The 19,802-nt window shown below is 65.2% G+C and carries 19 protein-coding genes; 11 read left to right on the top strand and 8 right to left on the bottom strand.

What is annotated here, in order from left to right; genetic code table 11:
• Window positions 1-21 precede the first annotated feature (21 nt).
• Window positions 22-498: a hemerythrin domain-containing protein gene (locus DDT93_RS14820; protein ID WP_109466625.1), complete on the top strand. Its 477-nt coding sequence runs from the start codon at window positions 22-24 to the stop codon at window positions 496-498.
• Window positions 499-501: 3 nt separating this feature from the next.
• Here DDT93_RS14820 and DDT93_RS14825 read toward each other — a convergent pair whose 3' ends face one another.
• Together DDT93_RS14825 and aspS are read right to left on the bottom strand one after the other, a co-directional pair.
• Window positions 502-1,269 carry a BglII/BstYI family type II restriction endonuclease gene (locus DDT93_RS14825; protein WP_109466626.1) on the bottom strand — a complete coding sequence of 256 codons (768 nt, stop codon included), beginning with the start codon at window positions 1,267-1,269 and terminating at the stop codon, window positions 502-504.
• Window positions 1,270-1,273: 4 nt separating this feature from the next.
• Window positions 1,274-3,277 carry an aspartate--tRNA ligase gene (gene aspS / locus DDT93_RS14830; RefSeq protein ID WP_109466627.1) on the bottom strand — a complete coding sequence of 668 codons (2,004 nt, stop codon included), beginning with the start codon at window positions 3,275-3,277 and terminating at the stop codon, window positions 1,274-1,276.
• Between the two features lie 180 nt (window positions 3,278-3,457).
• Here aspS and DDT93_RS14835 point away from each other — a divergent pair, with 180 nt between their 5' ends.
• Together DDT93_RS14835 and carB are read left to right on the top strand one after the other, a co-directional pair.
• Window positions 3,458-4,687, top strand: a complete 1,230-nt coding sequence (locus tag DDT93_RS14835) for an SAM-dependent methyltransferase (RefSeq protein ID WP_109466628.1) — start codon at window positions 3,458-3,460, stop codon at window positions 4,685-4,687.
• Between the two features lie 196 nt (window positions 4,688-4,883).
• Complete coding sequence (gene carB / locus DDT93_RS14840) at window positions 4,884-8,228, top strand: carbamoyl-phosphate synthase large subunit (protein ID WP_109466629.1); 3,345 nt, start codon at window positions 4,884-4,886, stop codon at window positions 8,226-8,228.
• 54 nt (window positions 8,229-8,282) lie between these two features.
• Here carB and DDT93_RS14845 read toward each other — a convergent pair whose 3' ends face one another.
• Complete coding sequence (locus tag DDT93_RS14845) at window positions 8,283-9,098, bottom strand: hypothetical protein (protein WP_157960184.1); 816 nt, start codon at window positions 9,096-9,098, stop codon at window positions 8,283-8,285.
• A gap of 347 nt (window positions 9,099-9,445) precedes the next feature.
• On the opposite strand from DDT93_RS14845, the gene DDT93_RS14850 reads away from it, so the two are divergent.
• Window positions 9,446-10,573, top strand: coding sequence for a beta-ketoacyl-ACP synthase III (locus DDT93_RS14850; protein ID WP_109466631.1), 1,128 nt, complete (start codon window positions 9,446-9,448; stop codon window positions 10,571-10,573).
• Between the two features lie 17 nt (window positions 10,574-10,590).
• Window positions 10,591-11,181: a thymidine kinase gene (locus tag DDT93_RS14855; protein WP_109466632.1), complete on the top strand. Its 591-nt coding sequence runs from the start codon at window positions 10,591-10,593 to the stop codon at window positions 11,179-11,181.
• A gap of 138 nt (window positions 11,182-11,319) precedes the next feature.
• On the opposite strand, the gene DDT93_RS14860 is transcribed toward DDT93_RS14855, so the two are convergent.
• From DDT93_RS14860 to DDT93_RS14875, 4 genes are all read right to left on the bottom strand, one after another.
• The gene (locus tag DDT93_RS14860; RefSeq protein ID WP_109466633.1) at window positions 11,320-11,658 is read right to left on the bottom strand and encodes a tRNA-binding protein; all 339 of its coding nucleotides are present in this window, start codon (window positions 11,656-11,658) and stop codon (window positions 11,320-11,322) included.
• A complete protein-coding gene (gene proC / locus DDT93_RS14865; RefSeq protein WP_109466634.1) occupies window positions 11,651-12,466 on the bottom strand; it encodes a pyrroline-5-carboxylate reductase in 816 nt (271 codons plus the stop codon). Before proC ends, DDT93_RS14860 begins: the two co-directional genes overlap by 8 nt.
• 37 nt (window positions 12,467-12,503) lie before the next feature.
• Window positions 12,504-13,004: a type III secretion system chaperone family protein gene (locus tag DDT93_RS14870; RefSeq protein WP_109466635.1), complete on the bottom strand. Its 501-nt coding sequence runs from the start codon at window positions 13,002-13,004 to the stop codon at window positions 12,504-12,506.
• 297 nt (window positions 13,005-13,301) lie between these two features.
• Window positions 13,302-13,556: an accessory factor UbiK family protein gene (locus DDT93_RS14875; protein WP_109466636.1), complete on the bottom strand. Its 255-nt coding sequence runs from the start codon at window positions 13,554-13,556 to the stop codon at window positions 13,302-13,304.
• A gap of 94 nt (window positions 13,557-13,650) precedes the next feature.
• Between DDT93_RS14875 and lgt the strand changes: the two genes are divergently transcribed.
• The 5 genes from lgt to DDT93_RS14895 all read left to right on the top strand — a co-directional run bounded on the left by lgt (window position 13,651) and on the right by DDT93_RS14895 (window position 17,986).
• Window positions 13,651-14,538 (top strand): prolipoprotein diacylglyceryl transferase, encoded by an 888-nt coding sequence (gene lgt, locus DDT93_RS14880; protein ID WP_109466637.1) that lies wholly within the window; start codon window positions 13,651-13,653, stop codon window positions 14,536-14,538.
• The gene (locus tag DDT93_RS14885) at window positions 14,535-15,602 is read left to right on the top strand and encodes a class I SAM-dependent methyltransferase (protein ID WP_109466840.1); all 1,068 of its coding nucleotides are present in this window, start codon (window positions 14,535-14,537) and stop codon (window positions 15,600-15,602) included. Before lgt ends, DDT93_RS14885 begins: the two co-directional genes overlap by 4 nt.
• A complete protein-coding gene (pgeF, locus tag DDT93_RS14890; protein ID WP_109466638.1) occupies window positions 15,599-16,354 on the top strand; it encodes a peptidoglycan editing factor PgeF in 756 nt (251 codons plus the stop codon). The genes DDT93_RS14885 and pgeF overlap by 4 nt, the downstream gene beginning before the upstream one ends.
• A 288-nt stretch (window positions 16,355-16,642) precedes the next feature.
• On the top strand, window positions 16,643-16,795 hold the full coding sequence (locus DDT93_RS26750; RefSeq protein ID WP_198654857.1) for a hypothetical protein: 153 nt from the start codon (window positions 16,643-16,645) through the stop codon (window positions 16,793-16,795).
• Between the two features lie 399 nt (window positions 16,796-17,194).
• A complete protein-coding gene (locus DDT93_RS14895; RefSeq protein ID WP_109466639.1) occupies window positions 17,195-17,986 on the top strand; it encodes a Hint domain-containing protein in 792 nt (263 codons plus the stop codon).
• 18 nt (window positions 17,987-18,004) lie between these two features.
• Here DDT93_RS14895 and DDT93_RS14900 read toward each other — a convergent pair whose 3' ends face one another.
• Window positions 18,005-18,505, bottom strand: a complete 501-nt coding sequence (locus DDT93_RS14900; protein WP_109466640.1) for an Lrp/AsnC family transcriptional regulator — start codon at window positions 18,503-18,505, stop codon at window positions 18,005-18,007.
• Window positions 18,506-18,721: 216 nt separating this feature from the next.
• On the opposite strand from DDT93_RS14900, the gene trxB reads away from it, so the two are divergent.
• Window positions 18,722-19,705, top strand: a complete 984-nt coding sequence (gene trxB / locus DDT93_RS14905; protein ID WP_109466641.1) for a thioredoxin-disulfide reductase — start codon at window positions 18,722-18,724, stop codon at window positions 19,703-19,705.
• The last annotated feature ends 97 nt before the right edge of the window (window positions 19,706-19,802 follow it).

Genomic DNA, 19,802 nt, shown 5'->3' on the forward strand with positions numbered 1-19,802 from the left:
GGTAGCTAGGGAGCCAATGCAATGAGTGACATCTACAAAGCCATCAAAGCCGACCACGACCGCCATCGCGAGCTGCTGGAAATCCTGGGCAACACCCACGGGGACAGCAAGGAGCGGCAGGAGGCGTGGACCGAATTCTACCACGATGTGAAAAGCCATGCCGCGGCGGAGGAAGAAACCTTCTATTCCAAGCTGATCTCCAAGACATGGGGGCAGGACGATGCCCGCCACTCGGTGCACGAGCACAAGGAACTGGACGATCTGATGGAAGAGCTGCGCGAGACCGACATGAGCTCGGGCGCGTGGCTGCAGAAGTTCAAGAAACTGCGCCACGACTACGAGCATCACATCGAGGAAGAGGAAGACGAGGTCTTTGCCAAGGCGCGCGAGATCATCCCCGCAGCCGATATCAAGGGCTACGGCGACCGTTTTCTCGAGCGCAAGGAGCAGGAAGCCAAGCTGATCGAGAAGAAGCGCGAGGAAGCGCTGGAGGAGTGATCCTCAGCCGAAGAGGTCGGGGGCCGCGTCCGTGGGCGCGGCGTCCGACAGCAGCGTATCGGGCAGCCCGATCAGCAACAGCGGGCACGGGTTGCCCACGCCGCGCGCCACCCGGTCGGCCAGCTTGGACCAGTGGGTTGTGGCCTGCCCGAACTTGCTGTTGACGAAGTTCCGCGCAAAGGCGTCCGGAAAGGGCACACCGCGCGCCACGTGGCGGGCCACGGCGTCCCGCTGGGCACGGGTGCGTTCCGAGATGTTCAGCCGGTCGATGTCCTCTTCCGAGGTCAGGCCCTGCGCCTTCATCCAGTTGGTGACCCGCGGCAGGAACGCCTCCTGCATCGAGGACCCGCGCGTCACGATCATCCCCACCGAGATGGCTGAGAGCGCGTGCAGCCGCTGGAAATTCTCGAGGTCCCGATCGAAGAACGGGTCCTTGTTATTCCACTCGATCTCGAGCGCCAGCGTGCCCTTTTCGGCAAAGCGGACGTGATCCACCTCGTGGCTCACCCCGGCGCGTTCGCGCCCGTCGACGATGGTCTGGACCGAGAAGTGATGCTTGCGCCAGCCGCTCTCGTTCAGCGCGTTGCGCAGCCGCTGGGTCTGCCCGGACTCGCCCCCGCCCCCGCCGACGATCTCGCTGATGCCGATGCGGAAAGCGGTGAGCTGTTCGACGAGGGTCGAAAGCTCACCGGGGAAATCATGGGCGAGGATGGCCTCGGCATGGTTGCGGGTCGCGATGTCGAACCCGGCCTTGCGCAAGGCATCCAGCATTGGATCAGTCCTGCGGGATGACCCGCAGCGACAGCTCCATCAGCTGCTCGGCGGTCGGCTCGCTGGGGGCGTTCATCATCAGGTCCTCGGCGCGTTGGTTCATCGGGAACATGATGACCTCGCGGATGTTCGAGGTGCCGGCCAGCAGCATGACGATCCGGTCGATGCCCGCCGCGCAGCCACCGTGCGGAGGGGCGCCGTACTGGAAGGCGTTGACCATGCCGCCAAAGCGCTTGATCACTTCCTCGTTCGGGTAGCCCGCGATCTCGAAGGCCTTGAACATGATCTCGGGCTTGTGGTTCCGGATCGCGCCCGAGACCAGCTCGTAGCCGTTGCAGGCGAGGTCATACTGGAAGCCCATGACCTTCATCGGGTCGCCGTTCAGCGCCTCCATCCCGCCCTGCGGCATCGAGAAGGGGTTGTGCTCGAAGTCGATCTTGCCGGTTTCGTCGTCCTTTTCGTAGATCGGGAAATCCACGATCCAGGCAAAGGCGAAACGGTCTGTCTCGGTCAGGCCGAGTTCGTCGCCGATGACGGTACGGGCCTTGCCCGCGACCTTTTCAAAGGCCGACGGCTTGCCGCCAAGGAAGAAGGCCGCGTCGCCGACGCCGAGGCCCAGCTGCTGGCGGATCGCCTCGGTGCGCTCTGGGCCGATGTTCTTGGCCAGCGGGCCGGCGGGCTCGACGCCGGAGGCGATGAGGCCTTCGAGAAGTTTTGCAGTCTGTTGGTCTCCAGAACTTTTTGCAGTAGCCAAGCTCTCTGCCACTCCAGCCCAGTACCCCTCCGGCAATACATCTTCAAACCAAGCTTTCCAAATTGCAGCACCATATTCGGAGTTTGTGCTGAAATCTTCGCGCTTAATGTCAGCGATCTTTTTTGCCCTAAGATCAGCATCTTGCGCTGTCAATCTGGCGGAACGTTCGCGCCAGAAGATGTAGCCCATCCCCGGCAGGCCCTCTTTCTGGGCAAAGGCGTTCATGCGGTCGCAGAACTTGCGCGAGCCGCCCGTGGGGGCCGGGATCGCGCGGATCTCGGTGCCGTCCTGCTCCAGCAGCTTGGCGAAGATGGCAAAGCCGGAGCCTGCGAAATGCTCGGACACCACCTGCATCTTGATCGGGTTGCGCAGGTCGGGCTTGTCGGTGCCGTACCAGAGCGCGGCGTCACGGTAGGAGATCTGCGGCCACTCGGCGGGGGCGTCCACCTTCTTGCCGCCGCCGAATTCCTCGAACACGCCTGCCAGCACCGGCGAGACGGTGTCGAACACGTCCTGCTGGGTGACAAAGCTCATTTCCATGTCGAGCTGGTAGAAGTCGGTGGGCGAGCGGTCGGCGCGCGGGTCCTCGTCGCGGAAACAGGGAGCGATCTGGAAATACTTGTCGAAGCCCGAGACCATCATCAGCTGCTTGAACTGCTGGGGGGCCTGCGGCAGGGCGTAGAACTTGCCCGGGTGCAGGCGCGAGGGCACGAGGAAGTCGCGTGCGCCCTCGGGGCTCGATGCGGTGATGATCGGTGTCTGGTATTCGCGGAAGCCGTTGCCCCACATGCGCTTGCGGATCGAGGCCACCACGTCGGAGCGCAGGGTCATGTTCTTCTGCATCACGTCGCGGCGCAGGTCGAGGTAGCGATAGCGCAGGCGGGTTTCCTCGGGATACTCCTGATCGCCGAAGACCATCAGCGGCAGTTCCTTGGCGGCGCCCAGCACCTCGATATCACGGACAAAGACCTCGATCTCGCCCGTCGGCAGCTTGGGGTTCACCAGTTCCGGAGCCCGTGCCTTTACCTCGCCGTCGATGCGGATACACCACTCCGAGCGGACCTTCTCGACATCCGCGAAGGCGGGGCTGTCGGGGTCGCAGAGCACCTGCGTCACGCCGTAGTGGTCGCGCAGGTCGATGAAGAGGATCCCGCCGTGATCTCGGACGCGATGCACCCAACCGGAGAGGCGGACCGTTTCGCCCACATTTTGGGCAGTCAGGGCGGCGCAGGTATGGCTGCGATAGGCGTGCATTCTAGATAATCCTTCGGGCGGGTTTTCCGGGTCGCGCCGATACAGCCTGCCCGGCTTTGGAAGTCAAGGGGGAGGCCAGATTACATGAAACTTGCATACAATTGTTGGCAAACTAAATCTCTGGTGTATGCTGCTGACCGCGCTGGATAAAAAGGTAAACTTTTCATCGGGGGTGAAGGGATGTGGGAAACCATTTTTGACAAAATGCTCTCGCGGCTGGTCCGGGACGGTGAGCTGAGCGTCACTTACCCGGACGGCAAGACGCGATCCTACGGCTCGGGAGGGTCCTACGCTGCGGCGGTGCGGATCAAGGACACCGACACCCTCCGCAAACTCTGCACCGCGCCCGACCTCGGCCTTGGCGAAGCCTATATGGACGAGCGCCTGACGATCGAGAATGACGACATCGAGGGGCTGATCAGCCTGATCCTCAGCAACAGCTACCATGACGTGATGCCCTTCTGGGTCCGGGCGATGGACCGGGCGCGTTTCCGCCTTGGCAACTGGATCACGCGGAACACGCCGCAGATGGCGCAGGCCAACGTGGCCCATCACTACGATATCTCCGACGATCTCTATCGCCTCTTCCTCGATGAGGACATGCAGTATAGCTGCGCCTATTTCTACGACCCCGATATCTCGCTGGAAGAGGCTCAGATCGCCAAGAAGGCGCATATCGCCAACAAGCTGCAGATCGAGCCCGGGATGCGCGTGCTCGACATCGGCTGCGGCTGGGGCGGCATGGCCCTGACGCTGGCGCGCGACTATGGCGCCAAGGTCACCGGCGTGACCCTTTCCGAGAACCAGCTGGCGCGGGCGAAGATGCGCGCCGAGGAGCAGGGCCTGAGCGATCTGATCGATTTCCGCCTGCAGGACTACCGGCTGCTGGACGAACCCTTTGACCGCATCGTCTCGGTCGGGATGCTGGAACACGTCGGCCTGCCGCAGTACTCGGTCTACTTCGACAAGGTTTCGGACCTGCTGGCACGCGACGGCGTGGCGCTGATCCACACCATCGGGCGGACCGGTCCGCCGATGGCCGAATCGAAGTGGATGACCAGGTACATCTTCCCCGGCGGTTACGTGCCCTCGCTGTCGGAACTCGCCCCCGCGATCGAGAACTCGGGTCTCTGGAACCTCGACCTCGAGGTCTGGCGGCTGCACTACGCCTATACGCTGCGGCACTGGCTGCGCCGGTTCGATGCCAACATCGAGCAGGTGAAGAAGATGTACGACGCGCGCTTCATCCGCATGTGGCGCTATTACCTGACCATCTGCTTCCTGAGCTTCGAGCTGAACCGGCAGGCGGTGTTCCACTTCCAGCTTGGACATCAGCGGGATGCGGTGCCGATCACCCGAGACTATCTCTATCGCAGGCAAGACGCGCGCAAGCGCCAGGCGGCGGAGTGACAGGGTTCGGGGGATGGGTCGTCCGACTGGCGGCCTGCCCCGCGCCCGCGCCAAGGGCCCGCCTGCGCTGCCGCGCGGGGCGCGGTCGGAGGCCCTGCGCGAAAGGCCCCTTGCACCCACGCCCTCCATGCCTATAACGCACGACAATTTGGGTCCGCCCTCGCGGACCTGACTCGCGGAAAATGGGGACCGAACGATGCCGAAGAGAACTGATATCAAGTCTATCATGATCATCGGAGCCGGACCCATCATCATCGGGCAGGCCTGCGAATTCGACTATTCCGGCGCTCAGGCCTGCAAGGCCCTGCGCGAGGAAGGCTACCGGGTCATCCTGGTGAACTCGAACCCCGCCACGATCATGACCGACCCGGGCCTGGCCGATGCGACCTACATCGAGCCGATCACCCCCGAGGTCGTCGCCCGCATCATCGAGAAGGAACGCCCCGACGCGCTGCTGCCCACGATGGGCGGCCAGACCGGGCTGAACACCTCGCTGGCGCTGGAAGAGATGGGCGTGCTGAAGAAGTTCGGTGTCGAGATGATCGGCGCCAAGCGCGAGGCCATCGAGATGGCCGAGGACCGCAAGCTGTTCCGCGAAGCGATGGACCGGCTCGGCATCGAGAACCCGCGCGCGACCATCGTGACCGCGCCCAAGGGCGAGAACGGCAAGAAGGACCTCAACGCGGGCGTCCGCCTTGCGCTCGAAGCGCTGGACGACATCGGTCTGCCGGCGATCATCCGCCCCGCCTTTACGCTCGGCGGTACCGGCGGCGGCGTCGCCTACAACCGCGACGACTATGAACATTACTGCCGCTCGGGCATGGATGCCTCGCCGATGGGCCAGATCCTCGTCGACGAGAGCCTGCTGGGCTGGAAGGAATACGAGATGGAGGTGGTGCGCGACACCGCCGACAACGCCATCATCGTCTGTTCCATCGAGAACGTGGACCCGATGGGCGTGCACACCGGCGACTCGATCACCGTGGCCCCTGCCCTGACGCTGACCGACAAGGAATACCAGATCATGCGCAACGGCTCGATCGCCGTGCTGCGCGAGATCGGCGTGGAAACCGGCGGGTCGAACGTGCAGTGGGCGATCAACCCGGTCGACGGCCGCATGGTGGTGATCGAGATGAACCCGCGCGTGTCGCGCTCCTCGGCGCTGGCATCCAAGGCCACCGGCTTCCCCATCGCCAAGATCGCGGCCAAGCTGGCCGTGGGCTATACGCTGGACGAGCTCGACAACGACATCACCAAGGTCACCCCGGCCTCCTTCGAGCCGACCATCGACTACGTCGTCACCAAGATCCCGCGCTTTGCCTTCGAGAAGTTCCCGGGTTCCAAGCCCGAGCTCACCACCGCGATGAAGTCGGTGGGCGAGGCCATGGCCATCGGCCGCACCATCCATGAATCGCTGCAAAAGGCGCTGGCCTCGCTGGAAACCGGCCTGACCGGGTTCGACGAGATCGACATTCCGGGCGCCGACGATCCGACCTCGGGCGAGGCCGCGATCACCAAGGCCCTGTCGCAGCAGACGCCGGACCGGCTCCGGGTCATCGCGCAGGCGATGCGCGAGGGCATCTCGGACGACCAGATCCAGGGCATCACCAAGTTCGACCCGTGGTTCCTGGCGCGCATCCGCGAAATCATCGAGGCCGAGCAGGAGGTCGAGCAGAACGGCCTGCCGACCACCGAGCACGGGCTGCGCGCGCTCAAGATGCTGGGCTTTACCGATGCCCGTCTCGCCAAGCTGACCGACAAGACCGAGAGCGAGGTCCGCAAGGCCCGCACCGACGCCGGTGTCGTCGCCGTGTTCAAGCGGATCGACACCTGCGCCGCCGAATTCGAGGCGCAGACGCCCTACATGTACTCGACCTACGAGATGCCGGTCTACGGCGAGGTCGAATGCGAGGCGCGCCCGTCGGATCGCAAAAAGGTCGTGATCCTCGGCGGCGGTCCCAACCGGATCGGTCAGGGCATCGAGTTCGACTACTGCTGCTGCCATGCCTGCTTTGCGCTGACCGATGCGGGCTACGAGACCATCATGGTCAACTGCAACCCCGAGACCGTGTCGACCGACTATGACACCTCGGACCGCCTGTATTTCGAGCCGCTGACCTTCGAGCACGTGATGGAAATCCTGCGCGTCGAGCAGGACAACGGCACCCTGCACGGCGTCATCGTGCAGTTCGGCGGCCAGACCCCGCTCAAGCTTGCCAATGCGCTGGAAGAGGCCGGGATCCCGATCCTCGGCACAACGCCGGACGCCATCGACCTGGCCGAAGACCGCGAGCGCTTCCAGGATCTGGTGAACCGCCTCGGCCTCAAGCAGCCCAAGAACGGCATCGCCCATTCCGACGCCGAGGCGCTGGAAATTGCCGATAACATCGGCTTCCCGCTGGTGATCCGCCCCTCCTACGTGCTGGGCGGCCGCGCGATGGAGATCGTCCGTGACATGGACGGGCTCAAGCGCTACATCCGCGACGCGGTCGTGGTTTCGGGCGACAGCCCGGTGCTGCTCGACAGCTATCTCTCGGGCGCGGTGGAGCTGGACGTGGACGCGATCTGCGACGGTACGCAGGTGCACGTGGCTGGCATCATGCAGCACATCGAAGAGGCCGGCGTGCACTCGGGCGACAGTGCCTGCTCGCTGCCGCCCTACTCGCTGCCGCAGTCGATCATCGACGAGATCAAGGTGCAGACCGAGGCGCTGGCCCACGGGCTGAACGTCGTCGGCCTGATGAACGTGCAGTTCGCCGTCAAGGACGGGGTGATCTACCTCATCGAGGTGAACCCGCGCGCCTCGCGGACCGTGCCCTTCGTCGCCAAGGCGACCGACAGCGCCATCGCCTCGATCGCGGCACGTGTCATGGCAGGCGAAAAGCTCTCGGCCTTCCCGGCACGGGCGCCCTATGACGCCAATGCCGACTACGACACCGTGCTGCCGCTGGCCGATCCGATGACGCTGGCCGACCCGAACATGCCGTGGTTCTCGGTGAAAGAGGCCGTGATGCCCTTTGCCCGCTTCCCCGGCGTCGACACCATCCTCGGCCCCGAGATGCGCTCGACCGGCGAGGTCATGGGCTGGGACCGCGACTTCCCCCGCGCCTTCCTCAAGGCGCAGATGGGCGCGGGCAACCCCCTGCCCCGCGAAGGCCGCGCCTTCATCTCGATCAAGGACACCGACAAGACCGCCGAGATGCTGGAAGCCGCGCAGGTGCTGGTCGAGCAGGGCTTTGACATCGTCGCGACCCGCGGCACCCAGAGCTGGCTGGAAGGCCACGGCGTGCCGTGCAAGCTGGTGAACAAGGTCTACGAAGGCCGCCCCGACATCGTCGACATGATGAAGGACGGCAATGTGCACCTGGTGATGAACACCACCGAGGGCGCACAGGCGGTCGAAGACTCCAAGGGCATCCGCTCGGTCGCGCTCTACGACAAGATCCCCTACTTCACCACCGCCGCCGGCGCCCATGCCGCCGCGCTGGCGATCAAGGCGCAGGCCGAGGGTGACGTCGTGGTGAAGTCGCTGCAGGCTTGATGATCACAGGGGCGTGCGATGGCGCGCCCCTGACCCAGTTGGGAGTTGTGCGGCTTACCCGCTGTATCTGCGGTTGTTTCGCAGTTTCTGCTGGCGTGCGCGGAAGTACGGCCGCAATGGCGGCCCGAGAACCTTCTGAATGAAGAAGTTCGCCACGGGGTTTGAATTGCGGAACATCGCCCTGGCATAGGCCTCCGCCTCCCGCTCCTGCTCTTCGATCTGGCCACCCTCCTTATGGCCGTGGTGGTGATGCCCTACCTCGTGAAAGAAGGTCATCTTGGCCAGAAGATCCCGCACACGCCGTTCCGAGCGGGATATGTCGACGCCGGACCGGGTCAGAACGATGGAGCCGTAGTGCAACCGGTAGAGGCCAAGATAGCTCAACTCGGGCGATGCCCGGATCACGTCGATCCGCGTCACCGTCGCAATGGCCAGCCCGGGGGTGCGGCTCCATTTGCAGAGCTCGCGAAACACCCGCTCCCGGTCTGCGACCTCGTCCGAAATGTGCACCGGAACACCGCAGTCGAGATGGCCATAGGGCCGCTCGCCCCAGCGCTGCGCCATCAGCTCCACGGTGCGTCGGTGAAGGGGGTTCAGCCTCCTTCGCGAGAGCCGGTCGATTTCTGCCTTGAAGGCAGCCTCGTCAAGCTCGTGCAGCATCGCCAACAGAACCCCAAGGTATTTCGCGGCGGGTCCGACAGGTGCCTTCTCCCATTGACGGCTGTCCAGCTTGGCCAGCACCGCAGGCACCGCCGACGCCCCGGTCTCCAGCAGACCCCGCCAGGCGGACTGGGTGAGCACGATGTTGTCCGATGCAATGCCCCGCAGCAAACGGGCCACCAATGCTTTGACGTCCTCTGAATTGGGCAAGTGGTCGCTCCTGCAGGTTCCGCATCTAAGCGCCGCGCGCTGATGGGAACAAGCCCGGCCGCCCCGTCGTCACAGACAGGTGCGGGGAAAGCACGCCGTTCGGGGGAAGGCGCCGAAATCCCCTCCCCCGCCTTGCCCTCGCCCCATTCCTCGGCAACTCTCCCTCCATCGAGCCAACGACAAGGACCGCACCGAATGCGCCTCGCCCTGACCCTGATCGCCCTCACTGCCCTCTCTGCCTGTGGCGGCGTTCCCTTCGTTCCCCTGATCTGATCCGCCCCAACAGGCTTGCCCAGACGCGCGCGCATGGGTAAAACCGCCGAACCTTTTGGGAGCGGAGCGGTCCTTTGACATATACGCCAGCCATCACCGGCACCGGGGTCTTTACCCCCGAACAGGTCATCACCAACGCCGAGCTGGTGGAATCCTTCAACGCCTATGCCGACCTCTACAACGCCGAGCACGCCGCCGAGATCGAGGCGGGCGAAGTCGAGGCCAAGGCGCATTCCTCGGAAGAGTTCATCGTCAAGGCGTCGGGCATCGAGCAGCGCTTTGTCATGGACAAGACCGGCGTGCTGGACCCGGCCCGCATGTACCCCGCCCTGCGCCAGCGCGCGGACGACGAACCCTCGATCATGACCGAAATGGCGATGGACGCCGCGAAGAAGGCCATCGCCGAGGCCGGCATCGACGCCTCCGAGATCGAGCTGGTGATCTGCGCCGCCTCGAACATGGAGCGCGCCTATCCCGCCGTGGCGGTCGAGATCCAGCAGGCCATCGGCGCGGGCGGCTTCGCCTTCGACATGAACGTCGCCTGTTCCTCCGCCACCTTCGGTCTGCAGGCCGCCGCCGACATGATCCGCGCCGGCTCGGTGAAGAAGGCGCTGGTGGTCGACCCCGAGATCTGTTCGGGCCATTTGGAGTGGCGCGACCGCGACTGCCACTTCATCTTCGGCGACGTCTGCACCGCCATGGTGCTGGAGCGCGCGGAGGACGCCAAAGGCGCCCGCTTCGACATCATCTCGACCCGCTGCGCCACCCAGTTCTCGAACAACATCCGCAACAACAACGGCTTCCTGCGCCGCTCGCGCCCCGATGGCGTGGCCGACCGGCGCGACATGCAGTTCATGCAGAACGGCCGCAAGGTTTTCAAGGAAGTGGTTCCGATGGTGAGCGAGCACATCCTCGACCACATCGCGGCGGACGGTGTAGGGCCGGATCAGCTGAAACGCCTCTGGCTGCACCAGGCCAACAAGTCGATGAACGACTTCATCGGCCGCAAGGTGCTGGGACGCGAGCCCGAACCGGGCGAACAGCCCAACATCCTGCAGGATTACGCCAACACCTCCTCGGCCGGTTCGATCATCGCCTTCTCCAAGTATTCGGACGATTTCGCCGAGGGCGACCTCGGGCTGATCTGCTCCTTCGGGGCGGGCTACTCGGTGGGCTCGGTCCTGCTGCGCCGCCACGACTAAGACGGGACGGGGGCCGCGTGGCCAAGCTCTACTTCAACTACTCGACCATGAACGCCGGCAAGTCGGCGGTTCTGCTGCAGGCCTCGCACAACTACCGCGAACGCGGGATGGAGACCTACCTGCTGACCGCCCGCATCGACGGGCGCGCCGGGACCGGCCGCATCGCCTCGCGCATCGGCATCGGCGCGGATGCCGAACTGTTCTCGCCCGGCGATGACCTCTTTGCCCGCATCGAGGCCCGGCTGGCACAGGGCCCCGTGGCCTGCATCTTCATCGACGAGGCGCAGTTCCTCGAACCGGCGCAGGTCTGGCAACTGGCGCGTGTGGTCGACGACCTCGACGTCCCCGTGCTCGCCTATGGCCTGCGCGTCGACTTCCGCGGCGAGCTCTTTCCCGGCTCGGCCACGCTCCTCGCCCTCGCCGACGAGATGCGCGAAGTGCGCACCATCTGCCGCTGCGGGCGCAAGGCCACCATGGTGATCCGGCAGGACGCCGAGGGCCGCGCCATCACCGAGGGCGCGCAGGTGCAGATCGGCGGCAACGAAACCTATGTCTCGCTCTGCCGCCGTCACTGGCGCGAGGCCGTGGGCGACGCGGCCCGGGACTGACCCTGCGCCGCGCCAGGGACCTGCCGTCAGGCCGTGAGTATTTTTCGAGAAAAGATGGACAAGGGATCTTTCCCGGAACCCATCTTTTCTCTCTAAATACTCACGGCGCGCCCTTCCCCGGGAGCGCAGCGCCTGAGGTCAGTACATCCGCGCGCCGTTCGCGACCGTGATGTCGGGGCGCAGCAGGACGACCTCGTCCTCACCGTCGGGCATCCCCAGCACCAGCACCTCGGACATGAACTTGCCGATCTGGCGCGGCGGAAAGTTCACCACGGCGATCACCTGCTTGCCGACCAGCGTTTCCGGGTCGTAGTGGCGGGTGATCTGGGCCGAGCTTTTCTTCTCGCCGATCTCGGGGCCGAATTCGACCCAGAGCTTGATCGCGGGTTTGCGGGCTTCCGGGTAGGGTTCCGCGCGGGTGATGGTCCCCGCGCGGATGTCGACCTTAAGGAAATCGTCAAAGCCGATCTCAGCCACGGGAGAGCTCCCGGGAGCGTTCCGTCGCCGCGGCGACCGCGCGCTTGAGGAGCGGCGGAAAGCCTGCCTCCTCGTCCATCAGTACCTCGAGGGCTGCCTGAGTGGTGCCGTTGGGGCTGGTCACGTTCACGCGCAGCTGCGACGGGTCCTCGTCTGCGGCCTCGGCCAGCGCACCCGCGCCCGCCACGGTGGCCTTGGCCAGCGCCATCGCGAGGTCGGGTGCGAGGCCCTGGGCCTCGCCGGCGGCGGCCAGCGTCTCGATCAGGTGGAAGACATAAGCCGGGCCGGAGCCGCTGACGCCGGTGACCGCGTCCATCTGGCTCTCGTCCTCGAGGCGCACGGTCTGGCCCACGGCCGACAGCAGGCCCTCGGCCAGCGCCACGCCGTGCTCTCCGGCGTTGGCGTTGCCGATAAGCGCGGTGATCCCACGCCCCACCGCGGCCGGGGTGTTCGGCATGGCGCGCACCACCGGGGTCCGGTCGCCGAGCGCGGCTTCGAAGGCGGAGATCGGGGTGCCGGCGGCGACAGAGACGAAGATTGTCTCGGCGTTGCCAAGGGCCTTCATCGCGGGCAGTGCATCGCCCATCATCTGCGGTTTGACGGCGACGATCACGATGGCGGGGTTGGCGGGCAGGTCAGAGTTCAGGTGAACGCCCTGCGCCTTGACCCAGTCCGAGGGGCGCGGGTCGAGCACCCAGACCGAGGTGGACGGCAGCCCGTCCTTCAGCCAGCCGGCCAGCATTGCCGACCCCATCTTGCCGCAGCCCAGCAGCACAAGCCCCCGGGCCGCGATCTCTGTCATGTCCATGTTCCTGCCCTTTCCCTTGCCGGTTCAGGGCAAGGGTTTAAGCGCGCCCGTAAGCCTCTGCAATGGCGACCTGAAGCGCATCCTTCGGAGACTTGTCGCCCCAGACCAGCAGCTGGATCGCCGGGTAGTAGCGCTCGGCTGCGAGAACCGCGGTGGTGATCAGCGTGTCGATCTGCTCGGGGCTGGCCATCTGGCCGCCGGAGAGCACGAGGCCGTAGCGGTAGACCATGAGCTTCTGGTCGGCCCAGTAGGTAAAGGCGCCGGCCCAGCAGGAGTCGTTCACCGAGTTCAGCAGTTCGTAGAGCGCGGGGAGCTTTTCCTGCGGCGGTTCCATCTCGAACGTGCAGACCATGCGCAGGGTCTCGTCATAGCCCGACCAGGCCAGCGTGATGGAATAGGTTCGCCACTGACCTTCGACCGCCATCGCGATCTGGTCATCCCCGATGCGATCGAAATCCCAGTCGTGGTGCTCGGCCAGGTGTTCGACGATGTCGATGGGGTGAATGTCTTCTTCCAGAAACTGCTCGGAAAGTGCCATGGTGCCACCTCTTTATCTCTAGCGGCGTGGTGCCCGTGAGCCAACGAACGCTAGGTGACTGCTCTACAGGCCGGGGCGATCCCCCATGCCCATACCAGATATGGTGCGACCGGGAGGGCCGTCTGGCAACCCCTTATTTTGGGGATATCTGCAATAAGTTGTGGACAGCCGCTAAAGCCGCTCAACATATCGGCAATCGCTTTTGCGACTGGAAGGCGGGCGGAAACAAGTCCCGGACATTTCCGGGATTCCCGCGCGAACGGAAACGCACGCGCGGGCGGTGCGGCCGGACCAGCCTCAGGAGGCCTTGTCGGCCTTGGCTTCCAGCGCGGCGAGCCGGGCCGAGAGGGCCTCGTTCTCTTCGCGGGCCTTCTGGGCCATCGCGCGCACGGCGTCGAACTCTTCGCGGGTCACGAAGTCGCGATCGGCGAGCCAGCGGTCGATCAGGCCCTTGAATGCGGTCTCCGCCTCTTCCCTCGCGCCATGAGCGACCCCCATGGCGTTGGTCATCAGCTGTGATATGTCGTCCAAAATCTTGTTGCGGGTCTGCATCTGTCGTCTCCGGGTGGGTTGTGCCCTATATGGGCTCCCCGGCGGACGGCGGCAAGGTTGACTTCGCCCGAAGACCAGAGGCATTCACATCGCCATGCAGGCTGTTCTCACCTTCCCGAACCTCTCGCCCGAGCTGTTCTCCTTCACCATCGGCGGCATGAGCTTTGCGCTGCGCTGGTACGCGCTGGCCTATATCGCGGGCATCCTTATCGCGTGGTGGCTGGCGGTACGCGCGGTGCGGTGCCCCGCGCTCTGGCCGGCACAGACCCCGCCGATGACGCCGAAGCAGATCGAGGATCTGCTGACCTGGATCATCCTCGGCGTGATCCTTGGCGGGCGGCTGGGCTTCGTGCTGTTCTACCAGCCCGCCTATTACCTCCAGAACCCGATGGAGATCCTCCGGGTCTGGGAGGGCGGGATGTCGTTCCATGGCGGGATGATCGGCGTCATCGTCGGCACCTGGCTCTACACCGCACGGCAGGGCGTGCCCCGGCTTGCGGCGGCGGACCTGATTGCCCACAGCGTGCCCCCCGGGCTGTTGCTGGGGCGGCTAGCGAACTTCGTCAACGCCGAGCTCTGGGGCCGGCCGAGCGACCTGCCCTGGGCGGTGATCTTCCCCGGTAACGCGGCGCAGGAATGCGGCCAGCTGACCGGTCTCTGCGCCCGCCACCCCTCGCAGCTGTATGAGGCGGCGATGGAGGGGCTGATCCTTGGCGGGCTGCTGTTGTGGCTGGTGTACCGGCGCGGGGCCTTCCGGCGCCCGGGGCTGGTGCTGGGAACGTTCCTTGCGGGCTACGGGGTGGCGCGGTTCATCGTCGAGTTCTTCCGGCAGCCGGATGCGCAGTTCGTTTCGCCGGGCAACCCGCTGGGTCTGGCCTGGCACATCGGCGGCTACGGCCTGACGATGGGCCAGTTCCTGTCGCTGCCGATGATCGCGCTTGGCCTATGGTTCATCTGGCGCAGCCGGACCCGCGCGGCATGACGCTGGGCGAGATCATCGCCGCGCGCATCCGCCAGACCGGGCCGGTCTCGCTGGCCGATTACATGGCCGACTGCCTGCTGCACCCGGTCCACGGCTATTACACCACCCGCGACCCGCTTGGGGCGAAGGGCGATTTCGTCACCGCGCCCGAGATCAGCCAGATGTTCGGTGAGCTGATCGGGCTAGCCCTCGCGCAATGCTGGCTGGACCAAGGGCAGCCCGCGGCCTTTACCCTTGCCGAGCTTGGGCCGGGGCGCGGAACGCTGATGGCCGACGCACTGCGCGCCGCCTCGCGCGTGCCCGGTTTCGCCAAGGCCGCGCAGCTGGTTCTGGTCGAAGCCTCTCCCCTTCTGCGCGACCGGCAGGCCGAGGCTCTGGCCGCGCATCATCCCAGCTGGATCGGTGCGGTCGGGGACCTGCCCGAGCAGCCGCTCTTCCTTGTCGCGAACGAGTTCTTCGACGCCCTGCCCGTCCGGCAGTTTCAGCGGACCGAGACCGGCTGGCGCGAGCGGCAGGTGGGGCTTGAGGGCGGCGCTCTGGCGCTGGGGCTGGCGGCCGAAGGCGCCTATCCCGCGCTGGACGAGCGGCTGGCGGACACCCGGCCCGGCGATATCGTCGAGCTGTGCCCGGCAGCGGCCACGGTTGCCGGTGAGGTCGCCCGGCGCATCGCGGATCATGGCGGCGCGGCGCTGATCCTCGACTACGGCGACTGGCACTCGCTCGGCGACACGGTGCAGGCGCTCAAGGATCACAAATCCGTGTCCCTGTTCGAGACGCCGGGACACGCCGATCTGACCGCCCATGTGGACTTCGAAACCCTTGCTCGCGCCGCGGCCGACAACGGCTGCAGGTATACGCGCCTGACCCCTCAGGGCGTTTTCCTCGAACGGCTGGGCATCACCGCGCGGGCGCAGGCGCTTGCGAAATCCGGTGGCAACGAGACGCTGGAGGCGGTCGCCGCTGCACATCGCCGGTTGACGCATCCCGACGAAATGGGAAACCTGTTCAAGGTTCTGGGGTTCTACCCGGATAACACCGCTCCTCCGCCCGGACTGGAAGCATGACGCTGGAAATCATCACGTCTGATCATCTTGCCCCGCTGCGGCACGGGTTCTTCACCCGTCGCGGCGGCGCCTCCTCCGGCATCTTCTCCGGCCTCAACTGCGGCAGCGGTTCGTCGGACCAGAGCGAGATCGTGTCGATCAACCGCGCCCGCGTCGCCGGCGCGATGGAGCTCGAGCCCGAAGCCCTGCTCGGGGTGCATCAGTCCCATACCGCCGACGTGGTCATGGTTGATGAGCCGATGACCCAGAAACCCCGTGCCGACGCGCTGGTCACCCGCACACCGGGCCTTGCGCTGTCGATCCTGACGGCCGATTGCCAGCCGGTGCTGTTCGCCGACCACGAGGCGGGTGTGATCGGCGCGGCCCATGCGGGCTGGCGCGGCGCGCTTGACGGGATTCTCGGAGAGACCGTGGACGCGATGGAGTCCCTCGGGGCCGAGCGCGGGCGGATCAGTGCGGTGATCGGGCCGACCATCAGCCAGCGCTGTTACGAGGTCGGACCCGAGTTTCTTGACGCCTTCCTCGCCGAAGCCCCCCAGAACGCGAGGTTCTTTGCCAATGGCGAGGGCGACCGATATCATTTCGACCTGCCGGGCTACGGGCTGAAGAAGCTCCGCGATGCCGGGGTCGGTCAGGCCGAGTGGACGCACCACTGCACCTACTCGGACCCGGAGCGGTTCTATTCCTATCGCCGCAGCACCCATAACCTCGAAGTCGACTATGGGCGGCTGATCTCGGTGATCCGCCTCTAGGCGAAAACACCGGGATTGTTTGCGAATTGTGACCACTGCGGCACTGATTTCGCCACAATTCCATGCCCCGCCCCGAGTCGGAAGTCGGGCTGCGCCGAACCAGCCAGAATTTTAGTAAAATTTTCCATGCACTTACCTTGCCCGAGTGGCGCACCCAGCGATTCCTCGCGCTGACCCCGCGGCAGGCACGAATTTCAACAAACGGCCCAATCCCTGCCCGAATGCGGGACGACAGTGAACTTGACCCAGAACAAGGGCGAAGCCCGGAAGTCCAAGAGGAAGAACGCCATGAAGCCCAAGGCCCGTTTTGTGAAATCCGTGACCGAGACCACCCGGAAGACCGAGATCGAAATGCCCTGGACCCGTGGCGCGCGTCGCGCCGCGATGATCGCGCGCCGCAACGAGGCCCAAGCGCCCAAGCGCGTGCTGCGCTCCGCCTGAGGAATTCGCGGCGGGGTGCTGCCCTCGGCCCGCCGCAAAAATGTGTCCGTCTCGTCCCCCCGGCGAGGCGGACATATTCGTTTCGGGGGAGGCTTTTCACTTAACTCGATACCTGCCCCGATTCTGGCCATCAGCCGAATCCCGCAATCAGGACGAGCATGACTCCGCCGATGGATTCGCGGCGATTGCAGCCCGATTGCCGGACAACTGATTAACAATCCGTTAGCGAGATTCCGGATTGTCGACCGAAGCCATAACAATGTTCGAATTTTTTGACATTTTGAGCCAAATTACGCCATGAATGGCCTGTAGCAGATCAAGACCACACTTGTCGTCTTTCTGTCGTTGTCGGTGGGGGCCGACGCAGATACGACCCGCTAGGAAAGGGCCGGTATTCGTATGTCTATCCCCACGTCGCTTTCGCGCGCGGCGAGCCGTGCCGTCCAGGCAACTTCGCCCCAGTTTTCCGACCCTGCTGCCCTCCGAGCCCGCCCCAAGCAACAGCTGCGCCGCTATGATGTCATGGCCCTGCTGCCCAATGGGGACATCTCGGAAACGCGCCATATCGCCCCGGCCCTGCCGATCTTCGAGGATGCCTTCTGCGCCTTTTCGCGCGGGACGCTGATCCCGACGCCCTCGGGTCACATCGCGGTCGAGGATCTGCTCCCCGGCGACGAGATCGTGACGGCCGAGGGGTCGATTCAGACGCTTCTATGGAAGGGCAGCACCGTTCTCGTCCCCGCCCGCCCCGGCCCGCAGGGGCGCAACATGCGCCTGACCCGCGTGGTCGCCGATGCCTTCGGGATGCAGCGCCCGCTGTCGAACGTGGTGACCGGCCATGCCGCGCGCATCCTCTACACCCCGCCGCACCTGCGCGGCGATCCTGCCCACGAGCGCAAGCTGACCCTGGTGCGGGAGTTCGTCGACGGCATGAACGTGATCGAAACCGCGCCGCCGACCCCTGTGGAGCTGTTCCACCTCTGCCTCAAGCGTCACAGCACCTTCCGTGTCGGCGGTCTGGAGTTCGAATCCTACCATCCCGGCCGCAACGCCGCGCGGATGGTCAGCCACCAGATGCGGCAGCTGTTCTTCGATCTCTTCACCCATGTGGATCAGTTCAGCGACTTCGGCCCCCTCGCCTTCCCGCGGGTCGATGATGACCTGCCGCAGGGCGACGCGCTGATCGCCTGAGCCAGCCGACCGGCCGGATCAGGCCGTCCGGCTGAGCCGCTCCTCCAGCACATCGAAGGGCACGCCGGGTTCATCCTTGGCGACCCGGATCACCAGCGACGTCTTCACGCTCGCCACGTTGGGCGTGGTCAGCAGCTCGCCGGTCAGGAAGTTCTGAAAGCTCGACAGGTCAGGCGCGACGCACTTCAGGATGAAGTCCACCTCGCCGTTCAGCATGTGGCACTCGCGCACCAGAGGCCAGTTGCGGCAGCGCTCCTCGAAAGCGGACAGTTCGCTCTGGGCCTGGCTGTCGAGGCCGACCATGGCAAAGACCTGCACTTCGAACCCGAGTTCGCGCGCATTGACATCGGCATGGTACCCACCGATAAGGCCAGCCTCTTCCAGCGTTCTGACACGACGCAGGCAGGGCGGCGCCGAAATGCCGACGCGGCGGGCGAGTTCGACGTTGGTCATGCGCCCATCGGTCTGCAGCTCGGACAGGATTTTGCGATCGATCGGATCCAGCCGTGTCGCGACCATGAAGTTCTCCCAAGCGATTTGCGTTTGTTATAGCAGCGTCCTATCTGCGCGCAATATTATTTCGCAACTGCAATTAATTTGCTGTGCGACTGCAGCAATTCCGCTCGTTCCGATCAGTGCGGACATGCAGATTTCTGGGGTTTAAGCCATGCCCCGGCATGGCTATATCCTGAGACCGGACGGCGCCTGCCGTCACCTGCTGCCAAGGGGAATGACATGAGCGACACCCGCCACACCAAAGTCCTGATCATCGGTTCCGGTCCGGCCGGGTATACCGCCGCCGTCTACGCCTCGCGCGCCATGCTCGAACCGATCCTCGTGCAGGGTCTCGAACCGGGCGGCCAGCTGACCACCACCACCGAGGTCGAGAACTGGCCCGGCGACACCGAGGTGCAGGGCCCCGACCTGATGGTCCGGATGGAAGCCCACGCCAAGGAAATGGGTGCCGAGATCATCGGCGACATCATCTCGGACCTCGACCTGTCCAAGCGCCCCTTCACCGCCAAGGGCGACAGCGGCACCACCTACACCGCCGACGCGGTCATCCTTGCAACCGGCGCCCGCGCCAAGTGGCTGGGCCTGCCGTCGGAGGAGAAGTTCAAGGGCTTCGGCGTCAGCGCCTGTGCCACCTGTGACGGGTTCTTCTACCGCGGCCAGGAGATCATCGTGATCGGCGGCGGCAACACCGCCGTGGAAGAGGCGCTGTTCCTGACCAACTTCGCCTCGAAGGTCACGCTGATCCACCGCCGCGACGAGCTGCGCGCCGAGAAGATCCTAATCGACCGGCTGATGAAGAATCCCAAGATCGAACCGCTGTGGTTCCACGAACTGGAAGAGGTCGTGGGCAGCGACAGCCCGCTGGGCGTTGAAGCGGTCCGAGTCAAGCACGTGAAAACCGGCGAGATAACCGAGATCCCGGCCAAGGGCGTGTTCGTCGCCATCGGCCACGCGCCGGCCAGCGAACTGGTCAAGGACCAGCTCGAACTGCATCACGGCGGCTACGTCAAGGTGAACCCGGGCTCGACCGAGACCTCGATCCCCGGTGTCTTTGCGGCGGGCGACCTGACCGACCACAAGTACCGCCAGGCCGTGACCAGCGCCGGCATGGGCTGCATGGCCGCGCTCGATGCCGAGCGGTTCCTCGCGGCCGAGGGCGAGGCCGAAGTCGCGCCCGAAGCAGTGGTCGCCGCCGGGGCCTGAGAGGCCCCGAACCGGCACCCCGGAAACAATACCTGAGTTTCACCCTGACCGCGCGGGAATGTATCAACATTCACCGCGCGGTTTGCTATTCTCGCCA

Origin of the sequence: Albibacillus kandeliae, from assembly GCF_003116585.1 — a bacterium.
In the GTDB taxonomy this organism is placed as follows: Bacteria; Pseudomonadota; Alphaproteobacteria; order Rhodobacterales; family Rhodobacteraceae; genus Albibacillus; species Albibacillus kandeliae.